The 20,815-nt window shown below is 74.2% G+C and carries 14 protein-coding genes; 6 read left to right on the plus strand and 8 right to left on the minus strand.

The window, feature by feature from the left end; genetic code table 11:
- Positions 1-46: 46 nt before the first annotated feature.
- From pbpC to WME75_RS23390, 3 genes are all read right to left on the minus strand, one after another.
- On the minus strand, positions 47-2,581 hold the full coding sequence (pbpC, locus tag WME75_RS23380; RefSeq protein WP_437494695.1) for a penicillin-binding protein 1C: 2,535 nt from the start codon (positions 2,579-2,581) through the stop codon (positions 47-49).
- Between the two features lie 3 nt (positions 2,582-2,584).
- The gene (locus WME75_RS23385) at positions 2,585-8,368 is read right to left on the minus strand and encodes an Ig-like domain-containing protein (protein WP_437494697.1); all 5,784 of its coding nucleotides are present in this window, start codon (positions 8,366-8,368) and stop codon (positions 2,585-2,587) included.
- Positions 8,369-8,618: 250 nt separating this feature from the next.
- Entirely contained in the window at positions 8,619-9,623 is a 1,005-nt protein-coding gene (locus WME75_RS23390) for a hypothetical protein (protein WP_437494699.1), read from the minus strand.
- A gap of 201 nt (positions 9,624-9,824) precedes the next feature.
- Between WME75_RS23390 and WME75_RS23395 the strand changes: the two genes are divergently transcribed.
- The 5 genes from WME75_RS23395 (at position 9,825) to WME75_RS23415 (ending at position 14,889) form a co-directional block, all read left to right on the plus strand.
- Entirely contained in the window at positions 9,825-10,925 is a 1,101-nt protein-coding gene (locus WME75_RS23395; RefSeq protein WP_437494701.1) for an ABC transporter permease, read from the plus strand.
- Complete coding sequence (locus WME75_RS23400; RefSeq protein ID WP_437494703.1) at positions 10,925-11,854, plus strand: ABC transporter permease; 930 nt, start codon at positions 10,925-10,927, stop codon at positions 11,852-11,854. Before WME75_RS23395 ends, WME75_RS23400 begins: the two co-directional genes overlap by 1 nt.
- 73 nt (positions 11,855-11,927) lie before the next feature.
- Complete coding sequence (biuH, locus tag WME75_RS23405; RefSeq protein WP_437494705.1) at positions 11,928-12,626, plus strand: biuret amidohydrolase; 699 nt, start codon at positions 11,928-11,930, stop codon at positions 12,624-12,626.
- A complete protein-coding gene (locus tag WME75_RS23410; protein WP_437494907.1) occupies positions 12,626-14,218 on the plus strand; it encodes an ABC transporter ATP-binding protein in 1,593 nt (530 codons plus the stop codon). Before biuH ends, WME75_RS23410 begins: the two co-directional genes overlap by 1 nt.
- Positions 14,215-14,889, plus strand: coding sequence for a cysteine hydrolase family protein (locus WME75_RS23415; RefSeq protein ID WP_437494707.1), 675 nt, complete (start codon positions 14,215-14,217; stop codon positions 14,887-14,889). Before WME75_RS23410 ends, WME75_RS23415 begins: the two co-directional genes overlap by 4 nt.
- Before the next feature lie 28 nt (positions 14,890-14,917).
- Here WME75_RS23415 and WME75_RS23420 read toward each other — a convergent pair whose 3' ends face one another.
- Complete coding sequence (locus tag WME75_RS23420) at positions 14,918-16,108, minus strand: BMP family ABC transporter substrate-binding protein (protein WP_437494709.1); 1,191 nt, start codon at positions 16,106-16,108, stop codon at positions 14,918-14,920.
- 175 nt (positions 16,109-16,283) lie between these two features.
- Between WME75_RS23420 and WME75_RS23425 the strand changes: the two genes are divergently transcribed.
- Positions 16,284-16,610, plus strand: a complete 327-nt coding sequence (locus WME75_RS23425) for a cupin domain-containing protein (protein WP_437494711.1) — start codon at positions 16,284-16,286, stop codon at positions 16,608-16,610.
- Positions 16,611-16,756: 146 nt separating this feature from the next.
- On the opposite strand, the gene WME75_RS23430 is transcribed toward WME75_RS23425, so the two are convergent.
- From WME75_RS23430 to WME75_RS23445, 4 genes are read right to left on the minus strand one after another with little or no spacing between them, the layout of a single operon-like run.
- Entirely contained in the window at positions 16,757-17,398 is a 642-nt protein-coding gene (locus WME75_RS23430; RefSeq protein ID WP_437494713.1) for a hypothetical protein, read from the minus strand.
- Positions 17,399-17,406: 8 nt separating this feature from the next.
- Positions 17,407-18,156 (minus strand): ankyrin repeat domain-containing protein, encoded by a 750-nt coding sequence (locus tag WME75_RS23435; protein WP_437494714.1) that lies wholly within the window; start codon positions 18,154-18,156, stop codon positions 17,407-17,409.
- An 11-nt stretch (positions 18,157-18,167) separates the two neighbouring features.
- Positions 18,168-19,403, minus strand: coding sequence for a DUF4150 domain-containing protein (locus WME75_RS23440; protein ID WP_437494716.1), 1,236 nt, complete (start codon positions 19,401-19,403; stop codon positions 18,168-18,170).
- The gene (locus WME75_RS23445) at positions 19,396-20,634 is read right to left on the minus strand and encodes a DUF2169 family type VI secretion system accessory protein (RefSeq protein WP_437494718.1); all 1,239 of its coding nucleotides are present in this window, start codon (positions 20,632-20,634) and stop codon (positions 19,396-19,398) included. Before WME75_RS23445 ends, WME75_RS23440 begins: the two co-directional genes overlap by 8 nt.
- Between the last annotated feature and the right edge of the window lie 181 nt (positions 20,635-20,815).

Consider the following 20,815-nt stretch of genomic DNA (forward strand, 5'->3'; position numbering starts at 1 on the left):
GCGCCCGGTTGAACACGACCGGCGGGCGCCTCCCCTCGCCCGCCACTCACTCCACCGAGAACGCGATCTCCTCGCCGGCGGACGCGCCGTCCGCCTCGACGCGGAGCCGGTGCGCGCCGGCGACGAGCGGCCAGTCGAGCGCGAACGGGGGACCGACCTCGATCGGGCGGCCGTCGAGCACGAAGCGCGCGCGGCGCACGCCCGGCGGGACGTCGGCCCGGAGCCGGATCGCCTGCAGCGAGTTGACCGAGGGGTCGAGGATGAACCGGGCGCCGTCAGGCGGGTACGCGACGCGGACGCGCGCGCCGGCCGGAGGGACGCCGTCGCCCCCGGGGAGCGGGCCGCAGAGGGGCGACGCCTCCTCGGGCGCGACGGGGCGGCCGGCGGCGCGCGCCCAGGCGGTGAGCTCCGCGTCGTAGCGCTCGAAGACGCGCTCCTCGACCGCCGCGTCCGGGCAGGCGCCGGCGCGCAGGCCGTTGCGGCGATCGATGCGCACGACCTCGTGCATGTCGCACGGCGCGAGCGCCGCGGCGTCGCCGCGCGGGAGGAGCTCCCGGCGGCGGTGCGGGCACGCGGCGGTCGGCCGCATGCCGGAGAGGCCGCAGACCTCGACCTCGGCGAGCAGCTCGGGATCGGGCGGATCGAAGGGGCGCGGCGGCCGGACACGCGCGGCGGCGAGCATGGCGTCGCGGAAGAGCGGGCCCGCGCCGGTGATGCCGCTGACGCCGCCCATGGGGGAGCCGTCGAAGTTGCCGACCCAGACGGCGACCGTGACGTCGGGCGTGAAGCCGACCGCGAGGTTGTCGCGGAACCCCTTGGAGGTGCCCGTCTTCGCGGCCACAGGGAACGGCAGGTCGAGCGCGCTGCCCTCGCCGAACGAGCCGATGCGCGCCTTGTCGTCGGCGAGGACGTCGACGATCACCCGCGCGCGCGCGGCGTCGAGGACGCGCGCGCCGCGCCCGGGAGGCGCCGCGGGCGGCTCGACGGGGGCCGCGCCGGCGCCGCCCGCGGGCGACGAGAGAGAGAGCGCGCGCACCGCGCGCACCGGCAAGTAGAGGCCGCCGCGCGCGAGCGTGGCGTACGCGTTCGCGAGATCGAGGAGCCGGACCTCGCCGTCGCCGAGCGCGATCGCGACGCCGTAGCGCGACGCCTCGCGATCGAGCGAGCCCAGGCCGAGCTCGCGGAGCCGCGTGAGGACGCGCTCGGGGCCGAGCGCGGCCGCCGTCCAGACCGCCGGGACGTTGTACGAGCTGGCGAGCGCGTCCCGGAGGCGGACAGGGCCGTGGAAGCGCCCGTCGTAGTTCCGCGGCACGTAGCTGCCGCCCTCCGCGGTCGGGAACGAGAGCTCGACGTCGGGCAGGACGGTCGCGGCCGTGAACCCGAGCTGCTCCATGGCGAGCCCGTAGACGAACGGCTTCAGGGCGGAGCCGGGCTGGCGCAGCGCGAGGACGCCGTCGTTGTGGCCGAGCCCGGCGGCGTCCTCGATGTCGTGCGACCCGACGTACGCGAGGATCTCGCCGGTCGCGTTCTCGAGCACCACCACCGCCGCGGCACCGACGTCGCGGTCCGAGAGGCCCCGGACGGTCTGCTGCGCGAGGACCTCGATCTCGCGCTGGAGGCCGCGGTCAATCGTCAGGGTGATCGAGCTCGCCCGGCCGCGCAGCGGCGCCGCGCCGCCTTCGGGGGGGACGGCGGCCGGGCCGAGCGCGCCGTCGAGCACGGCGTGGACGAGGTGCGGCGCGCCGAGGCCGCTGCCCTTCGGGGCGAGCGCGATGGGCTCGGCGCGGGCGCGCGCGACCTCGGCCTCGCCGGCGAGGCCGGCCGCGAGCATGCGATCGAGGACGCGGTTCCGTCGGCGCTCGAGCGGCCCCGCGCCGCGGCGCGGATCGTACAGCGAGGGGCCGCGCGGCATGCTGGCGAGCGCGGCGGCCTCCGCGAGCGACAGGTCCGCGGTGGGCTTGTCGAAGTAGAAGCGGCTGGCCGCCTCGACGCCGCGCAGGCCCGGGCCGAAGGCGACGCGGTTCAGGTACTGCTCCAGGATCTCGCGCTTCGAGAGCGACGCCTCGATGCGGAGCGCGAGCGCCATCTCGCCGAGCTTGCCGCGCACGGTGCGGGGGCGCGGGACGAGCGCGCGCGCGAGCTGCTGCGTGATCGTGGACGCGCCCGAGACGACGCGCCGCTCCGCCGCGAGCTGGCCGAGCGCCCGCGCGATCGCGATCGGGTCGACGCCGGGGTGGCGCGCGAACCGCCGGTCCTCCGCGGCCAGGAGCGCGCGCTGGATGCGATCGCCGGCCTCGGCGAGCGGCAGCCAGCGCGCGCGCGCGCCGTCGCCGGCGCGGAGCTCGCGGAGCACGGTGCCGTGGCGATCGAGCAGCACCGTGGAGACGGCGCGCTCCTCGGAGGCCCCGAGCGCCGGCGGGAGCGGCGTGAGGGCCGCGGCGACGGCGAGCAGGAGCCACGGCGCGACGGCGAGCGCGAGCGCGAGCCACGCGGCGCGGCGCAGGACGAGCGGCAGGCGCGGGTGGACGCGCGCGAGCCAGCGCCCTGCGCGGCCGGGACCGGGCGGGGAGAGCGCGCGCACGGCTCAGCGCGGGCGCGGCGCCGCGTCCGGCGCCCGGCTCCCGACCTTGACCGTGAGGGCGCCCGTCCGGCCAAAGACCTCGGGGCTGTACATCTCCTCCGCGCGCGCGGGCGGGACCACGAACGACCCGAGCGTCGTGGCGCGCGCGAGGTAGCGGTACCGGTACATCCCGGCGGCCATGTGGTCGACGAAGAACAGGACCCGATCGTCGCGCACCTCGCGGACGAAGCGGCTCGGGTTGTACGCGCGGCCGGTCGCGCGCAGGTCGTCCTGATCGTCGTCGTCGTCGTCGTGGTCCGCCCTGCCCTCCGCCGCGTCGACGTCGAGCGAGCGCGCGGACGTGGCGAGGCGCGCGTCGATCGCCTCGAGGCCGGCCGGCAGCGGATCGTCGATGACCACGAAGTCGCGCGGCGAGGGCGTCACGACGAGGATCTCGCCGAGCACGAGATCGCTGCCGGCGAAGGCGAGCGACGAGGGCGCCGCGCCCGGCCGACGCGGCGCGCCGTCCGGCGCCCCGCCGCCGAGCGCGGCGGCGAGCTCCTCGGGCGCGAGCGCGCGCAGCGACTTCTCGATATAGAAGCCGCGATCGAGCCCCGCCGTCGGGAGCTCCTTGCGCGCGTAGCGGAGCCGCGCCTCGTAGAAGAGCCGGCCGCGCCCGTCGACGGTGAACGCGAGCGGCGCGCCCGCGGCGCTCGTGAGCCGCGCCGCGGGGATCGACGTCTTGACCTGCTCGGTCGTCGGGCCGTGGAACGGGGCGGAGAACAGCTCCGCCTGCCCGAGGAACACCCGCGCGTCGAAGTCGGGCGCCGACTTCTCCTGCGCCGCGCGGTACTTGTCGAGCGCGAGCAGCGCCCACGCCGTCTCCTGCGTGCTGCGCCACGTGCCCCCGCGGCGAGCCGCGAGCAGGCCCGCCGCGAGCCGCGGCCCGAGCGGGTGCGCGGGCCGCGCCGCGAGCAGCGCGCGCAGCACGAGCGCCGAGGTGCGGGCCTCGGAGTCCATGAGGACCGCGTACGCGTCGCCGTGGTTGTGGACGGCCCGCGCGATCGGGCCGTCGAGGCGCAGCGCCCCCTCGAGCTCGCGCACGAGCTCATCGACGGCCGCCCTGTCGCTCTTGCCGATCACCATCGCGTGCGCGAGCAGCGCCTTCGAGAAGAGCGGCAGCTTGGCGCGCTCGTCGAACAGCTGGCTCGCGCGCCCCGGGTCGGGGGCGCCGCTCGCCGCGAGGACGTCGAGGATGAACGGCGCCGTCGCCCGCAGCAGCGGATCGTCGCCGGCCTCGTTGAGCCGCCCGCGCAGGAACGACGTCGCGCGCTCCAGCGCGTCGGCCGGCACCGCGACCCTGTAGCGCTTCGCTTCGGTCAGGCCCCACAGCGCGTACGCGGTGGTCCACAGGTCCGCCCGGTCCGACTCGGCGAAGAAGCCGAAGCCCCCGTCCCCGCGCTGGTGCGAGAGGATCTCCCGGACCGTCTTGCCGAGGACCGCCGTCAGGTCCTTCGGCAGCGCGATCCCGTAGGCCTTCGAGAGATCGCGCAGCGCAAGGAGCGGCACCATCCGGCTCGTCAGCTGCTCGGTGCACCCGTACGGGTACTCGAGCAGCTGCTCCACGCCGCCGCCGAGCCCCACGAGCGCGGTCGGCGCGAGGCTCACCGTGAGCCCACCCGTGTCGTCGCGGATCGCCGACAGGTCCCCGAGCTTCTCCGCGCTCGCGGTGGTCGTGTCGCCGTAGAGCGCGACGGCCTCCGGCGACATGGGCGCCCTGACCTCGCGCGTCACCTCGACGACGTCCGACGCGCCGCCCCCGGTCGCGCGGAAGCGCAGCGTCGCCGGGCCGGCCCGCGGCGCCGAGAGCGCGAAGCGGACCTCTGCCGACCCGCCCGGGGCGAGCTCCACCGCGCGCTTCGCGCTGCCCGCGAGCGTGAGCCCCGACGCGGTGAGCTCCACCTCGACCGTCGTCGGCTTCGCGAGCCCCTTCGACGTGACGACCACGCCCGCGTCGATGGCGTCGCCGGCGCGGAGGAAGCGGGGCAGCGCCGGCCGGGCCATGAGCGGCCGGCTCGCCGTCACGCGGGACTCGCCGTAGCCGAAGCGGTCGTCCTCGGCGGTCACGACCGCCATGACCCGGTAGGTCGTGAGCGAGTCGGGCAGCTTGAAGCTCGCGCTCACCTGCCCGGAGGCGTCGGTGACGAGCGCGGGGTGGTAGTAGGCGCTCTGGCGGAAATCGCGGCGCACGCCCGTGCTGCCCTGGGCGCCGCCGCCGCCCGCGCGCCCCTTGTCGGCGCCGAGATCGGCGAACGGGTTGCGCACGCGGGCGAGCGCCTCGCGCGTCTCGACCGTCGCCACCCTCAGGCTGCGCGGCGCGCCGAACACGGGGATCGGATCCGGCGTCGCGTAGCCGGTCAGCGAGAGCACGCCCTCGTCCACGGCGTAGAGCGTCACCTCCGCGCGGGCGGGCTGGCCGGCGCGATCGCGCACGTCGACGTCGACGCGGAGCGGATCGCCGGGGCGCGCGTCCGCCTTGTCCGGGCGGACGCGCACCGCGAGCCGCTGCGCCTCCGGGTTCACGCGGAGCGGCGCGTAGCCGAGGCGGAACGCCGGCGCGCCGACGTCGGGCCCGGGCGCCCCGCCCTTCCCGGGCGCGGGCGGCGGCTTCGTCCGGCCGCGCAGGATCAGCACCGAGACGAACGCGTTCGGCCGCAGGTCCTCCGTGATCGGGACGTCGATCACCGGCATGGCGCCCGACAGCTTCACCTTCCGGTGCGACGAGATCCCGGCGCGCTCGACCGTGACGAGCGCGTCGGCGGACGCGAACGGCGACTTCACGATCACGCGCGCCGTCTGCCCGATCTCGTAGCTGTCGCTGTCGGGCACCAGCTCGACCTTGAGCTCGTCGCTGTCGCCGAAGCCGCCGCCGCCCCCCTCGCCGAGCGCGTAGACCCCGGCGGCGGCGCCGACCGGGTTGCCGCGGCGGTCCTTGGCCGTCGCGTGCAGCAGGTAGTAGCCGCCGGAGGGCACCGCGAGCTCGCAGCTGCGCGGCGTCGCCGCCGTCGTCACGCCGCACCGCGCGACGACCTTGTCGACCGGCACGCTGATGCTGCGGTACGCGCTGCCGCTCTCCGCGCGGGCGAGCGTCCACGTCCGGTGCACGAGCGCGACCCGGACGGCGACCTGCGCCACGCGCGCCCCCTTCGGATCGACGGCGAGGATCTCCGGCCGGAGCACCTCACCCGCCTTCGCGAAGCGATCGGGCTCCTTGAGGGCGACGTAGAACTCGGCCGGGTGCACGAGCGCCGTCGAGCTCCCGGCGATCGCCTGGCGCGACACGTCCGTGATCTCCGCCTCGCACGTGACGAGCTCGGTGCCGCGCTGCCCGGGCATGGCGAGCGTCGCGCCGATCGCCGCCTGCCCGGCCGCGTCGAGCATCTCGCGCCCGCTCTGCACCTCGAACTCGCGCGGGGCCTCGTCCAGCAGGGCGTCGGTGAGCTCGTCCTCGCGGACCGTGAAGCCCTCGAGCCCCGGCGGCGAGAACGCCGACGGCGCGCGTGTCACCGAGAGCCGCGCCTCCGCGTTCGTCATCGGCGCCCCGAACAGGTAGTCGCCGCGCGCGATCCAGCGCGCCTTGTCGCCGCGGACGTAGCTCGGCCTGTCGCTCTCGACGCTCACCTTGAACTCGGCGGGGCGGTACTCGGCGACCTCGACGCTGCCCGTCACGTCCGGCCACCCCGCCTCGCCCCCCTGGACCGTCGCGGCGAGGCCGTACGTGCCGAGCCGCGCGGTCTCCGGGATCTTCACGTCGGCCGAGAACGTGCCGAAGGCGCTGAGCGACGGCGAGAGGGTGACGAGCGCCTCGCCGTCGGGCCCCTCCACCTTGAACGCGACGCTCTTGCCCGCCGGCGTCCTCGTCCCGCGCGCCGCCTCCTCGCGGAAGATCCCCTTCACGCGCACCGTGTCGCCCGGCCGGTAGATGCCGCGATCCGAGAACACCATCCCGAAGGGGCGCGGCTCGCTGAAGTCGGACTGCGCGCCGAAGCGCCACCCGCTGAGCGCGTCGGCCACGCGGCGGTACGTCCAGTCGTCGCCCGAGCGCGCGAAGATCACGCCGCGCTCCGGGCCGGGCGTGGCGCCGGGCCGGTACGCCGTCGCCGGGACGGTCGCGAACCCCTCGGCGTCGGTGAGCACCGCCGCGGGCGCGGGCGCGCCCGGGGTCCGGATCCACACGCTGGCGCCGGGCACCGGCGCGCCCGTCGACAGGCGCGTCACCCACACGACCGAGCCGTTCGGCGACACCTTCGCGCTGATCCCGAGGTCGGTCACCTGCGCGATCACCGCCTCCGAGGCGGTGCGCGCGTGCCGCGTCCCTGGCCGCGCGGTGTAGCTGATCCCGATCGCGAGCGGCCCGCGCTTGCCCTCGCCGCCGAGCACCTCGCTGGCCCGCACGAGGTGCGTCGCCGGCGCGTTTGTCGCGGCGGCCGGGCGCAGGACCGACTGCTTGCCGGCGGGCAGCGCCGCGATCTCGCTCATCTTCGGGCTCCGCCCCGGGCTGTTCGGGTCGGCCTCCAGCGCGAGCACCGCCTCCTCGGTCATCGCGCCGAGCGCGAGCGAGAGCTCGCGCACGTTCACGGACACGACGGGGATCTCGCGCCGCTGCGCCGGCTCGAAGATGCTCCCGGTGAGGCCGATCTGCGCCTCGGGCCAGCGATCGCCGAACGCGACCTGCTCGGTGGCGGCGCCGGCGAGCGCCTGTCCGTGCTGGTCGCGCAGGCCGGCGGCGACGCGCACCTTGTAGCTGCGCCCCGGCACGAAGCGCCCGCCGAGGGAGAGGTGGCTCGTGAGCGTCTCGTCCTCGAGCCACGTCGGCCACGTCAGCTTGACGGCGGGCTCCACCGAGATCGCCCGCTTCGCGTCCGCGAAGCGGACGGGGTTCGAGAAGGAGAGCGTGACGCCGCCGTCGGTCGCGCAGCCCCCCTGCGGCGTGTCGCGATCGCACCGGTGGCCCAGCACCCGGAGCGGCCCGTAGGTGCGGTACGAGAACCGCTGCTCCTCGCCGGCCGGCAGCGGCCCTTCGCTGCCGCGGAGGCTCCCGGCCACGACGACCTCGACCTCGCTGTTGAGCGGCAGCGGCGCGCGCGGGACGATCTCGGCGAGCATCTCGTTCTTCGGGTCGGGGCGCCGGACGTCGAACGCCACCTTGGCCGCGCGGCCGGCCGCCCGGATGGACACGCTCCGCGCGACCTCGGCCGTCTCGACCGGCTGGTTGAACCTCAGCTCGAACCGCGAGTCCGGCCTGAGGTCGTCCCTCCCCGACCACGGCTCGACGCGCGCGACGCTGGGCAGCTCGGTGCGGAAGGTGAGCACGTAGGGCTCGGCGAGCGCGCTGCCGTCGAGCGCGCGCGTGCCCGCCGGGACCTCGACGGTGAACGCCGTGCCGCGCGGCAGGCGCCCCTCGGGGGCGAACGTGAGGCCGCTCGTGCCGACCCATCGCCAGCTCCCCGGCGCGGGCGGCCTGAGGATCGCGGGGGCCGCGGTCTCGCCGCCGGCGAGGTCGAGCGGCCGCATGGGCCGGTTGAAGACGAGGCTGATCTCGGCCGGGCTCGTCGTCTGCCCGCGGGGCGCGCCGAACACCACCGCGAACGGCCCCTCCGCGGCCCTGGCGCCCGGATCGAGCGCTCCCGGGGCGAGCGTCCCGCGCGGCGGAACGTTGGGGGCGCGCGCGCCCTGAACGCACGCGAGGCTGAGGGCGATGGCCGCGAGGGCGGCAGGCGCGAACCGGAGGCGCGGAGCGGCGAGCATGGTCCCGCGACTCAGCAATGGGGATGCCGCGGGCGCAAGAGGCCTGTCCGCGGCGGAAGTCGGGCGCGCGATGTGGCAGGCGGGACACACCGGGGGAGCTCCGGGACGCGGCGGACGATGCGGTGGGGTCGTTTGGACATGAAGGCGGGGAGGCGGGAAGAAAATCATCAATGATTTTCAAACCTTCCCGCCTTCCAGCCTTCATGTGACATCTCTCCGGGCCCATGCCCCCACCCCCATGGAATGGGGCTCACGGCCAGGTGGCCAGCACCGGGGCAATCCACCGTTCCGGATCGCGAAACTCGGGGTGCTGCTCGATGTGCACGAATCGCCGAGATCGCCGGGGAGGGGGCGCCGGGGCGCTGCCGAAGCCCAGCTCCGTCGGCGCGCTGTTGAGGAGCCGCCCCTGGACGTTGCTCGTCGCGTTCAGCGAGCACGCACGGCTGCCGGCGACGCCGATCCGCCATGTCGGCTCGCGGGCGAGGAGGTGCTTCCTGAGCTCCAGGATCTTGTCCTCCGCCGCGGGGGGCGTGCCCACGCCGTGAGAGAGGTGCACATCCACGGGCGCGCACGTGTCCTCGGCCATGCCGTGCCACTGAATGGCCCACCACGGCTTCTCCCCGTAATGGGCCATGACCTCCACATGCGTTATGTGGAACATGGTCGCCGCGTTGCGGGTGGCGTCCGAGCTCGCCGAGAAGCCCTGGAATCCGCCCTCGCCCGGGCTCGCGTCGCGGTGCGCGCCGGCCAGGAGGAAGGTGCGGGATCTCGTCTTCTTGAAGACGGTGACGGCCTGCGTCTCGGTCCCTTCGTCCGCGATCGGGTGCGACACCTGGTGGCTGAGCTCCCGCTCGGCGCTCGCGTCGACGATGAAGGCCCCGAAGCCCCGATCGACCACCCCGTCCCCGTTCCAGTCGGCGGTCTCCATGAGCACGCAGTAGCCGCGGCCGTTCTCCGCGTCGCGGAAGCGCCGGATCTGCACGAAGAGCGACAGGCTGTAAGGGAGCGCGAAGCCGCAATCGCCGCGCATCATGGCGGAAGCGACGCTCCGCCAGGCGCTCATCTCCGCGAAGCTCGGGGCGACGAACGTCCCTGATCCCCGGCTGGGCATCTGGTCGCGAAGGCACCCCACGAGCGCCTCGAGGGTCACGCTCGATGGACACGTCAGCTCGACGGCGCCCGTGGCGCCCGTCGAGCGCGTCGCCAGGAGGACGCTGGTGCTCAGGACGAGAAGGAACGATCGGCCGCACCGCATGCCAAAGACACCTCCGGCTCCGGGCTCACCGGGCCGACGTGCGCCGGGTGCAAGGCGGGGACCGGGCCGAAGAGGGCGCGCTGTGCGGATCGTTCGCGGTCGCCGCGGCCACCACATCGCAGCATCCCTCGGACCGCGGCGTCACGCCCCGCAAGCTCCCCGAAAAAGAGCGGAAATAGAGGAGGCCTTATCCTCGGCGGCGTGAAGCTCCTCCCGCAAGCGCTGCTCGGACGCGAGACCGCCGAGGTGATCGCCATCCCCGCCGGGGCCCTCGCGGCCTCGCTGCTCGTGTTCGGCGCCTTCGTGGCCTCCCAGGGGGCGAACCCGCTCGGCGTCTATCACGACATGTACCGCGGCGCCTTCGGCACGTGGTTCTCGTTCCAGAACACCCTCCTCCGCGCCGCGCCGCTCATGCTGACCGCGCTCTGCACGGCGCTCCCGGCGCGCCTCGGCCTGATCGTCATCGGCGGCGAGGGCGCGGTCGTCGTGGGCGGGCTCTCGGCCGCGTCGGCGGCGCTGGCCTCGCGGGCGCTCGGCGCGCCGCCCGTCGCGGTGCTCGCCGCGATGCTCCTGTCGGGGCTCGCCGCCGGCGCGCTCTGGATCGGCCTCGCCGGCGCGCTGCGCGTGTACCGCGGCGTGAGCGAGACGATCAGCAGCCTGCTCCTCAACTACATCGGGATCGCGATCCTGAACCACCTCGTCGAGGGCGCGCTGCGCGACCCGGCGAGCCTGAACAAGCCGTCCACGGCCCCGATCGGCGCCGAGAACGCGCTCGGGAGCCTGCCCGGCGTCGAGGTCCACTGGGGCCTCGCCTACGGCGTGCTCGCCTGCGCGCTCTGCTACGTGCTCATGCACCGGACGACGTTCGGCTTCGCCGCGGCGATGAGCGGCGGCAACGTCCGCGCGGCGCTCCTCGCCGGGCTGCCGGTCAAGCGCCTCGTCGTGATCACCTGCATGCTCGCCGGCGCGTGCGCGGGGCTCGCCGGCATGGTGGAGGTCGCGGCCGTCCACGGCCGCGCCAGCGCGTCGCTGGTCAGCGGCTACGGGACCACCGGGATCCTCGTCGCGTTCATCGCGCGCCACAACCCGCTCGCGATCCTGCCGGTCGCCCTCCTGCTCGGCGGCATCGGCGCGAGCGGCGGCCTGCTGCAGCGCACGGCGCAGCTCCCCGACGCGACGGTGAACGTCCTCCAGGGGATCCTGTTCATCGCGATCCTCGCGAGCGAGACGCTCCGCGGGCGCCCCCGCGCCGCCCGCGAGCCCGAGGTCCGGCAGGCGGCGCCTGCGTCGGCGGTGGCGTGATGAGCGACGCAACGGCGCTGGGTCTCTGGGGCATCCCCCTCGCGGTCGCCGCCGGGGCCATCCGCATCAGCACGCCTTTCCTCTTCGTGAGCCTCGGCGAGTGCCTCACCGAGAAGAGCGGCCGCGTGAACCTCGGCCTGGAGGGCACGCTCGTCATGGGCGCGATGGGCGGCTACGGCGTCTCTTACCTCACCGGCTCTGCCTGGCTCGGCGTCCTCGCCGCCGGCCTCATCGGCGCGGCGCTCGGCGCGCTGCACGCGTGGCTGTGCTCGAAGCCGCGGGTCAACGACATCGCGGTCGGCATCGCGCTCATGCTCTTCGGCGTCGGCCTCGCCTTCTTCCTCGGCAAGCCGCTCATCCAGCCCACGGCGCCCCGCCTGCCCGCGATCTCGCTCGGCTTCTTCAGCGATCTGCCGCAGGTCCGCGCCGCGCTCGAGGTGAACGCGCTCTTCCTCCTCGGCGCCGCGCTCGCCCCCCTCCTGCTCTGGATGCTGCGCCGCACCCGCTCCGGGCTCGTGCTCCGCACCGTCGGCGAGAGCGCCGACAGCGCCCGCGCGATGGGGGTCGACGTGAACCTCGTCCGGCGGCGCGCGACGATGGCCGGCGGCTTCCTGGCCGGCGTCGGCGGCTCGTTCCTCTCGCTCTTCTACCCCGGCAGCTGGAACGAGGGCCTGTCGAGCGGACAGGGGCTCATGGCCGTCGCCCTCGTCATCTTCGCGCGCTGGAACCCGGTGCGCTGCCTCGCGGCCTCGCTCCTCTTCGGCGGCGCGAGCGCGCTCGGCCCGGCGCTCCAGTCGGTGGGCGTCACCTGGGGATACCACCTCTTCAACGCCGCGCCGTACATCGTCACGCTGACCATCCTCATCGCCGCGAGCTCCGCGACCCGGCCCCTGCGCGACCAGCCCGCCGAGCTCACGCTCGCCCGATGAGCCCAGGAGACGCGACCCCCCCAGGAACCACGCGAAACGGTGCGAAACGCTGAACAACAGGAGGACTCGACGCATGACCTACGTGGCCGCTGACCCCTACGCCTGGCCGTACAACGGCGAGCTCCGCCCCGAGACGACGGCCCTGCTCGTCATCGACATGCAGACCGACTTCTGCGGCAAGGGCGGGTACATCGATCGGCTCGGGTACGACATCTCGCTGACGCGGGCCTGCATCGCGCCGATCCAGCGCGTGCTCGCGGAGGTGCGCCGCCGCGGCGTCCACGTCCTGCACACGCGCGAGGGGCACCGGCCGGACCTCTCCGACCTCCCGGCGAACAAGCGGTGGCGCTCGCGCCGGACCGACGGCGGGCGCGGCACGGGCGTCGGCATCGGGGATCTGGGGCCGTGCGGGCGGGTGCTCGTCCGGGGAGAGCCGGGCTGGGAGATCATCCCGGAGCTCGCGCCCCTGCCCGGCGAGCCGATCATCGACAAGCCGGGCAAGGGCTCGTTCTGCGCGACCGACCTCGATCTCATCCTCCGCCAGCGCCGCATCGAGAACCTGATCCTCACGGGGATCACGACGGACGTCTGCGTGCACACCACCCTGCGCGAGGCGAACGATCGCGGCTACGAGTGCGTGCTCCTCTCCGACTGCTGCGCCGCCACGGATCCCGGCAACCACGCCGCGGCCCTGAAGATGATCACGATGCAGAACGGGGTGTTCGGCGCGGTCTCGACCTCCGCGGCGCTCCTGGAGGCGCTCGCGTCGTGATGGACCCGCGCGCCCTCTCGATCCCGGCGGCGAGGCCGATCCGCGCCGCCGCCGCCCGCGACCCCGGCCCGCTCGGCCCGCCCCCGGCGCTCTCCGCCGCCGGGATCACGAAGCGGTTCGGGCCGCTGCTCGCGCTCGACGACGTGTCGCTGCACCTCGCGCCCGGGAGCTTCCACGCGCTCCTCGGCGAGAACGGCGCCGGCAAGAGCACGCTGGTCAAGTGCATCATGGGCTATCACCCGGCCGACGCGGGCGAGGTGCGGGTGGGCGACGCCGCCCTGTCCATCAGGAGCCCGCGCGAGGCGCAGTCGCTGGGGATCGGCATGGTCTACCAGCACTTCACCCTGGTGATGAACATGACGGTCGCCGAGAACCTCGTGCTCGCGCGCCCGTCGCTCCCCCTCGTCATCGACTGGCGCAAGGAGCGCGAGGCGATCCGCGCGTTCATGGCGCGCATGCCCTTCCGGATCGATCCGGAGCGGACCGTGCGCGAGCTGGCCACGGGCGAGAAGCAGAAGCTCGAGATCCTGAAGCAGCTCTACCTCGGCAGCAGGATCCTCCTCCTCGACGAGCCGACCTCGGTCCTCACGCCCGCCGAGGCCGACGAGGTGCTCGGGATGCTCCGGCGGATGGCCGACGAGCAGCGGATCAGCGTGCTCATGATCTCGCACAAGTTCCGCGAGGTGATGGCGTTCGCCGACGAGGTCACGGTGCTGCGGCGCGGCCGGGTCGCGGGCCGTGGAAAGGCCCGGGACCTCACGCCGGCGGCCATGGCCGAGATGATGGTCGGCGCGCAGCCGGCGCACGTCTCCGCGGCGCGCGGCGACGCGCCCGCCGGGGAGCCGGTCCTGCGCATCGAGGGGCTCGCCGCGACCGACGGCCGCGGGCGGCGGGCGCTCGACGGCGTGACGCTCACGGTCCGCCGCGGCGAGATCGTCGGCATCGCCGGCGTCTCGGGCAACGGGCAGGAGGAGCTCGTCGAGGTGCTCGCGGGCCAGCGGGCCGCGCGGGAGGGCGCGGTGCTCGTCCATGGCGAGCCGTACGGCGCCGGACGCGAGCAGACCCGGGCGCACCGGGTGCGGTGCCTGCCCGAGGAGCCGCTGCGCAACGCCTGCGTGCCTGCGATGTCGGTCGCCGAGAACCTCGGCTTCCGCGTCTTCGACAGGCCGCCGTTCACCGCGCTCCGCTTCGGCGTGAGCCGCGCCGCGCTGCGGCGGTCGGCCGAGCGCCTCGTCGCCGAGTACGCCGTCAAGACGCCCTCGGTCGACGCGCCGATCGGCAGGCTCTCGGGCGGGAACGTGCAGCGGGCCGTGCTCGCGCGCGAGCTCGGCTCGGGCGAGGACATCGAGCTGCTCATCGCCGAAAGCCCGTGCTTCGGGCTCGATTTCGCGGCCGTGGCCGAGATCCGCTCCCGCATCCTCCTGGCGCGCAACCGCGGCACGGCCGTCCTCCTCGTGAGCGCGGATCTCGACGAGATCTTCGCCCTGGCCGACCGCATCCTCGTGATGAGCGAAGGCCGCATCGTCCACGAGTCGCCGATCGCCTCGGCCGACGTCGCGGCGATCGGACGCGCGATGGCGGGGCACCGATGACGGCGCGGGCCCCCGAGATCGCGGCGAGCCCGCGCCCGTTCCGCCTCGCCGAGCCGGACGCGGTGGCGCTGCTCGTCATCGACATGCAGCGTGATTTCCTGGAGCCGGGCGGCTTCGGCGCGGCGCTCGGCAACGACGTCCGCCGGCTCCAGCGCATCGTGCCGACGGTTCGCCTGCTGCTCGACGCGTTCCGCGAGCGCGGCCTGTCGATCATCCACACAAAGGAGGGTCACCGGCCGGATCTCTCGGACTGCCCGCCCGCGAAGCGGGATCGAGGCGCGCCGGGCCTGCGGATCGGCGAACCCGGCCCGATGGGACGCATCCTCGTCCTGGGCGAGCCTGGCAACGACTTCGTCCCTGAGCTCGCGCCGGCGCCTGGGGAGCTCGTCGTCCCGAAGCCTGGCAAGGGCGCCTTTTACAGGACGGGCCTCGACGCCCGGCTCGCAGCGCTCGGCGTCTCTCAGCTGCTCATCGCCGGCGTGACGACCGAGGTCTGCGTCCAGACCACGATGCGCGAGGCGAACGATCGCGGTTACGAGTGTCTGTTGATCGAGGACGCCACCGAGAGCTATTTCCCCGAGTTCAAGGCGGCGACCCTGGAGATGGTCCGCGCCCAGGGCGCCATCGTCGGCTGGACCGCCCCCGCTGCCGCCGTCCTCAAGGCCCTCTAAATCCCCCGAGCCGTCCCAGAGCGGCGCTCTACTGGACGGAGCCTAGGGCGCCCTGGACGAGGTAGTTCATGCTCTCGAGCACGAGGTCCGTCTGCATCTGCTCGACGGCCTCGGCGATGACCACCTTGCCCGTGTTGTCCTTGACCGGCCCCTTGAAGATGACGAGCGTGCCGTCCGTGAACCCCGCCTTCGCCTCCTCGGCCTTCTTCTTCGCCTCCTCGGAGACGGCGGGCCCATAGGGTGAGATCTTGACGAACCCCTCCTTGAAGCCGCCGCGCAGGAGGTGTTGATACGGCTTTCCTTCGCGGATCCACGTCATGTAATCGGTGTACACCTTGGACCAGTTCCACTCGGCTCCGGTCAGGTACCCCTTGGGGGCGAGCGTCGCCTGGTTTGTGTGGTAGCCGGTGCTGAAGGCGCCGCGGCGCTCTGCGAGCTCGATGATCACCTTGGGCGAGTCCACGTGGGCGGTCAGGACGTCGACGCCTTGATCGATGAGGCTGTTCGCCGCCTCCGCCTCCTTGACGGGCATCGACCAGTCTCCGGTGAAGATCACGGCCGTCGTCGCGCTCGGGTTCACGCTCCGGACGCCCAGCGTGAAGGCGTTGATGTTGCGAAGCACCTGCGGGATCGGCTTGGCCGCGATGAACCCGAGCTTACCGCTCTTCGTCGTCATCCCGGCGACGATGCCGGACACGTACTCGGCCTCGTCGATGTAACCGAAATAGCTGCCGACGTTGCTCGGGTGCTTCGACGCGTCGTAGAGGCCGCCGCAGTGGAGAAAGACCTTGTCCGGGAACTTCTCCGCCACCTTGAGGAGGTGCGGATCGAAGTAGCCGAAGGACGTCGGGAAGATCACCGCCGCGCCGTCGAGGTGGATCATGCTCTCGATCGTCTTCTGCACGGCGACCGTCTCGGCGACGTTCTCCTCCTCGCGCGTCTTGACGCCGGCCAGCCTGGCGACCGCGGCGGCGCCCTCGGCGTGCGCCTGGTTGTAGCCGTAATCGTCCCTGGGGCCGACATAGATGAAGCCCACCGTGAGCGGCTGTTCGCTGGACGCCTCCTTGCTGCAGCCGGCCGCCGGCAGCAGCGAGAGCGAGAGGAGCAGTGGACGCAGGAGGGCGAGGACGCTCCGGCGGCGCGGCGTGTCGGCCCCACCGGGGAGGAGCGGAGTTCTCAGGGTGTTCTTCACCCCCTGGATCTGTACGCGCCTCTTCATTTCCGAGAGTTTTCCCGTCCATGAATTGTTCGCGCGCCACGCGATCGCCGTTGAGCGCGGACCGCTTGCCGTGCCATGGTTCCACCAACATGGGAGATTCGCGATGACGTCCATGAATCCAGCAACAACGCGGGATGTGGCACCTGGGCATTTGCCGTTCATCGTTGCAGACGTGATGGCGCTCACCGCTCATCCGGACTTGGTCCCCTGGCGTCGCTTCCGGGAAGGTGTCGAGATCCATCGCCTTCACGGGAGCGGCGACGCGGGCTCCTCGGCGGCGCTCCTGCGCTATGCGCCGGGCGCGTCCGTGCCGCAGCACGTCCATCGCGGCCATGAGCACATCCTCGTGCTCGCGGGCTCTCAGACGGACGAGCGCGGGCACCACCGCGCCGGCACGCTGGTGGTGAACACGCCGGGCACCCGGCACAGCGTATCGAGCGCCGAGGGCTGCATCGTCCTCGCGATCTGGGAGCAGCCCGTCGTCTTCATCGGATCCATCTGATCCAACGCACGAGGGGCACAGTCCGGTCATCTGGACATCCCCCCCGGTCATCTGGACATCCCCCCGGTCATCTGGACATCCCCCCCGGTCATCTGGACATCCCCCCCGGTCATCTGGACATCCCACATCCACGCCCCTGCGCGATCTCACTTCCGGATCTGCGCGCCGTCCGTCCTGCCCGTGATGCCCTGAACCAGGCGCAGCGCCTGGTGGAGCCCCGCGAGCACCGCCTGGAGCATCTCGAGCACCGGCCTGTTGGTGCCGCGCATCAGCGCCATCGTCGCGGCGTTGTCCACGGCCTGCGCCGCCTGCGCCGGCGACGGAGCCGTCCCCGCGAGCGCCGCGATCCGCTCGCGCGCCGCGTCGAGCGAGAGCGCGTGCACGGGCTGGCCGCGGGGCCCCGACACCGCCATCGCCTGCCGCAGGATCTCCTCGGTGATCTGGCGCGTCCGGAGCTGATCGGGCCGCGCGGTCCCCTCCATCGCCTCGGCCGGGGTCCGCACAAGGCGCCCGAGCTCGGTGAGCTGCGCGCAGAGCGCCTCGGGCGACGCGACGCCCCCGAGCCCCCGCGCGCCCGGCCCGGCCCCGCTCGATCCGCCGCGCGACGCCGGCGCGTCGCCGCGCCCTCCGCCCCCGAGCTGCTGCACGAGCCCGTCGAGCTGCTGCCACATCGGCACGAGCCGCTCGGCGCCCTGGACGAGCTGCACGACGGGGTTGGCCAGCTCCGGGAGAACCGCGCGCACGGGGGATTGACCGACGATGCGCCCGATGGTGTTGCCGGTTCCCATGGGTCACCTCACCGCACGTGGCCGACGGGGACGATCGGCGCCTCGCCGCGCCGCCGCATGCGCTCGCGCTCCACCTCGGGGGGGTCGGGTGGCCACCGCACGCCTTCCCGCACGATCCGGTCGCGGAGCGCCGCCATCTTCCGGAGCGCGGCCGAGCCCGGGAGCTGCCGCGCCATGAGCTCCTCCAGCACCCGCGCGAACGACTGCCCCAGCCGGTTGACCGCGCGCGGGTCGGCGCCGCGGTCGAGCAGCTGCTCCACCTGGTCGAGCTGCATCGCGCGCAGCGCGTAGGTGATCGCGGGCGTCCCGAGCGCGTCGCGGGCGTCCACGTCCGCGCCGCGATCGAGGAGGAGGCGCATGTTCTCGACCGTGGCCTCCGCGGCCGCGTGAAAGAGCGCCGGGGTGTGGCCGCGGCCGACCCGCGCGTCGGGGGACACGCCGCCGTCGAGCATCGCCCGCAGGAACGCCGGGCTCCTCGACAGGAGCGCCAGATCGAGGGCGCTCGTGAGGAGCGGCACCACGTGGTGCACGTCGGCGCCCGCGCGCACGAGCTCGGTCACGATCTGGAGCCGCCCGGGCTCGAGCCCCGACGCCCGCTGCATCGCGAACACAAGGAGCGTCATGTCCTCCGCGCCGGGGGTGTCGAGATCGGTCGCCGGCGCGAGCGCGCGGACGGCCGCGAGGTCACCGGCCGCGATGGCGCGCGCGAGCTCGCGCTGCGGGCCGAGGAAGAAGCGGTCGGGGTCGGGCGCGCGCATGGGGGCTCAGCTCAGCATCTCTTGCCGGTCGTGGCGGCGATCTTCCGCTGGTCTTCCTGCTTCTGCCGCTCGATGCCCTGGAGGACGTCGGGCATCAGGTGACGGTGATACGGGTCCAGGCTCGACGCGGGCAGGTCGTGCTTGGTGCCGACAGCGTCGGGCATCACGGCGCTCAGGCCCACCTTGGCCGCCGCGCCCCACAGGCCGCCGACCCAGAACGCGGCCAGGGTGCTCTCCCACCCCTGCTCCTGGAGGCCCGTGAGCCCCTCGTCCTCGACGCGGTACGCGGCGATGTCGGCCGGGCGCTCCGTGCCGCCGTAGCCGCTCACCGTGCCCGGGTTGAGGCCCGCCGCGTTGAACGTCCAGCCCTGCGAGCCGCCCGCCGTCGCCGCGGCCGACGCAAGGCCCCCGCCGAGCGAGTGGCCCGTGTAGTCCACGCTGTTCCCAAGGGTGTTCCCCACGCGCACCGCGTCGCGGTAGTACGGCGAATCGAGGTTGAGCCCCTGCGCGAAGCTGTTCTGCCAGTCCGCGCCCGCGCCGCTCTCCGTCCCCCGGAAGGCCACCGTCGGCCGCTGGTCGTCGCCGAAGACGTCGGGGTCGGGCTCGTAGAGCCGCGTGGCGCCGGGGCGGCTGCCGTCCAGGTCGCCGGGCGTGAGCCCGTAGCGCTCGAGCGCCTCCGGGTCGTCGCTGATGTCGCGCCAGCCCGCCGGCGCGGGCTTCGAGGGGTCGTAGCTGTGGCCCGCGAGCGCGGCCTTCTCCGCGGCCACGGTGTTGCGCTCGAAGCGCTCGGCGGCCTCGCGCGTCGCCGGGTCGTCGCTCTGCTTGCCCGCCTCGATCTGCTCCTTGCGGCACCTGTAGCGGGCCTTCTTGTCGGCGCTGTCCTGCGCCGGCTTGTCGCCGTTCATCTGCGCCATGTCGCCGTGGCGCACGACCGGGTGAGCGTTGACCCTGACGCTCGGGCTGTGCTCCTGCGACCAGCTCTGCTGGCCCACGGTGCCGCTCACGACCCCCTTCGCGCTGCCCGGCTCGTCGCCCTCGGTCGTGGGCATCACGGTCGCGCCGTGCTTCTGCGCGAGGCCGTCGTTGGCGTACACGTCCTCGCTGGGGTCCTGCGCGAGCGCCAGCCTGGAGACCACGTTGTAGGGCACGGGCGGCGTGCTCGACCCCATCGGCGTCTTGCACACGTCGGGCGCGCACGACACCGCCATCCAGGGCTCCTGCTTGCGCGAGAGGACGTTCTCAGCCACGCCCCACCGCCATCTTCAGGAGCGGAGCGCGCGGGTCGACCTCGAAGCGCGCTTCCATCCGCTGCACCCCGAGCGCGCGCGCCACGAGCGCCCGCCACACGCACGTCACCACCATGGACTCGGCGTCCACCGCGAGCGTGTCGAGCGCCGCGGGCACCGGCACCGGCAGCCCCGCGATCCACGCCATCGCGAACGCCCGGTGCGGCGGCAGCTCGAACGCGACGCGCCCGCCTCCGGCGAGGTCGGGGCGCGCGAGGTGCCAGAGCTCGACGCGCAGGCCGGGGCCGGGGTGCGGGATCTGCTGATCGTCGGGCGCTGCGTTCCAGTACGTGAAGGAGAAGTCGTCGGGGAGGAAGGGGTGCCGGCCGGCCACCCACGCGTCGTCGTAGGTGCCCGCGCGCTGGAGCCGCGGCGTCCACGCGCGCCCCACGCAGCCGAGGCCTGCGGGCGCGAACGGGTAGTCCGCCGCGATCTCCGCCATCTGCGGGGCCTCCACGGCGTGCGGCGGGTGCGACGCCACGACGAGGCGCGTCACCCGGCTGTCGGGTCGCTCGATCTGCGGCGCCGCCACGCGGTCGGGCATCGGCGCGCCGGCGTCGCGCAGCGCGTCGAGGTAGCGCGCCTCCATCCACCCGCGGCCGACGGGGTTGGTGAAGCACACCTCGTCGAGGAGGGGCGCCTCCCCGGGCTCGGCGCTCACGAGGCTGCGGCCGCCGAAGGCGTGCTCCCAGCGCACAGGGACGTTCGCCGCCGGCTCGGGCCGGGTGAGCTGCCAGCCCTCCGCCGTGCGCTCGAACCACCGCGGCCCGCACACCTCCAGGGTCTTGTCGATGAGGGCGCGCCGCGGCAGGTCGCGCGCGCCGGCGCCGCCGAGAGGGGGCGGGGCGTCGGGCGCCGTCACGCGCAGCCGGGCCGTCCAGCGCTCCGCGGGCTCCTCCCCGGGCGCCCACGCGGTCGCGCGCACGAGCACGTCGCAGCGCGGCTTGAACGGCGAGAGGTCGCTCTCGGCGCGGACGCTCGACGCGTTCACCTCCCCCTCGAACGCGTCGCGCAGGAGCAACCTCCCGGCGCTGTCGTCCGGGATGAGCTCGCAGCGGTGGGTCACCTCCCCGCCGTCTCCGGGGACGAGGCGGTAGGCCGCCTTGAGCGCGAACACATGGTGCTCCTCGTCGTGCGCATCCAGGGCGCTGTAGGCGAGGGCGTCGAATGGGGTGAGGTTCCGGCACTCCATCGTCGCACCGCGACGCTATCGGAGCGCGCCATCGCCTTCAACGGCGACGCGCCACGGCGCTGTCGCGGGGTCGCGTCGCGCCACCTCGTGCGGCGGGGGAGCAGCCCGCGCGTGGCCGCGGCGTGACGGCGGAGGTTCGCCCGGACGCGGCCCTGCCGACTCGGATATCCTGAGGGACATC

It is taken from the genome of Sorangium sp. So ce1014 (genome assembly GCF_051521505.1).
GTDB lineage: Bacteria > Myxococcota_A > Polyangia > Polyangiales > Polyangiaceae > Sorangium.

Excerpts from the sequence above, each read along its gene's own strand:
- WME75_RS23385 (WP_437494697.1), bottom strand. The coding sequence starts at position 8,368 with ATGCTCGCCGCTCCGCGCCTCCGGTTCGCGCCTGCCGCCCTCGCGGCC.
- WME75_RS23390 (WP_437494699.1), bottom strand. The coding sequence starts at position 9,623 with ATGCGGTGCGGCCGATCGTTCCTTCTCGTCCTGAGCACCAGCGTCCTC.
- WME75_RS23400 (WP_437494703.1), top strand. The coding sequence starts at position 10,925 with ATGAGCGACGCAACGGCGCTGGGTCTCTGGGGCATCCCCCTCGCGGTC.
- biuH (WP_437494705.1), top strand. The coding sequence starts at position 11,928 with ATGACCTACGTGGCCGCTGACCCCTACGCCTGGCCGTACAACGGCGAG.
- WME75_RS23410 (WP_437494907.1), top strand. The coding sequence starts at position 12,626 with ATGGACCCGCGCGCCCTCTCGATCCCGGCGGCGAGGCCGATCCGCGCC.
- WME75_RS23415 (WP_437494707.1), top strand. The coding sequence starts at position 14,215 with ATGACGGCGCGGGCCCCCGAGATCGCGGCGAGCCCGCGCCCGTTCCGC.
- WME75_RS23420 (WP_437494709.1), bottom strand. The coding sequence starts at position 16,108 with ATGAAGAGGCGCGTACAGATCCAGGGGGTGAAGAACACCCTGAGAACT.
- WME75_RS23425 (WP_437494711.1), top strand. The coding sequence starts at position 16,284 with ATGGCGCTCACCGCTCATCCGGACTTGGTCCCCTGGCGTCGCTTCCGG.
- WME75_RS23430 (WP_437494713.1), bottom strand. The coding sequence starts at position 17,398 with ATGGGAACCGGCAACACCATCGGGCGCATCGTCGGTCAATCCCCCGTG.
- WME75_RS23435 (WP_437494714.1), bottom strand. The coding sequence starts at position 18,156 with ATGCGCGCGCCCGACCCCGACCGCTTCTTCCTCGGCCCGCAGCGCGAG.
- WME75_RS23445 (WP_437494718.1), bottom strand. The coding sequence starts at position 20,634 with ATGGAGTGCCGGAACCTCACCCCATTCGACGCCCTCGCCTACAGCGCC.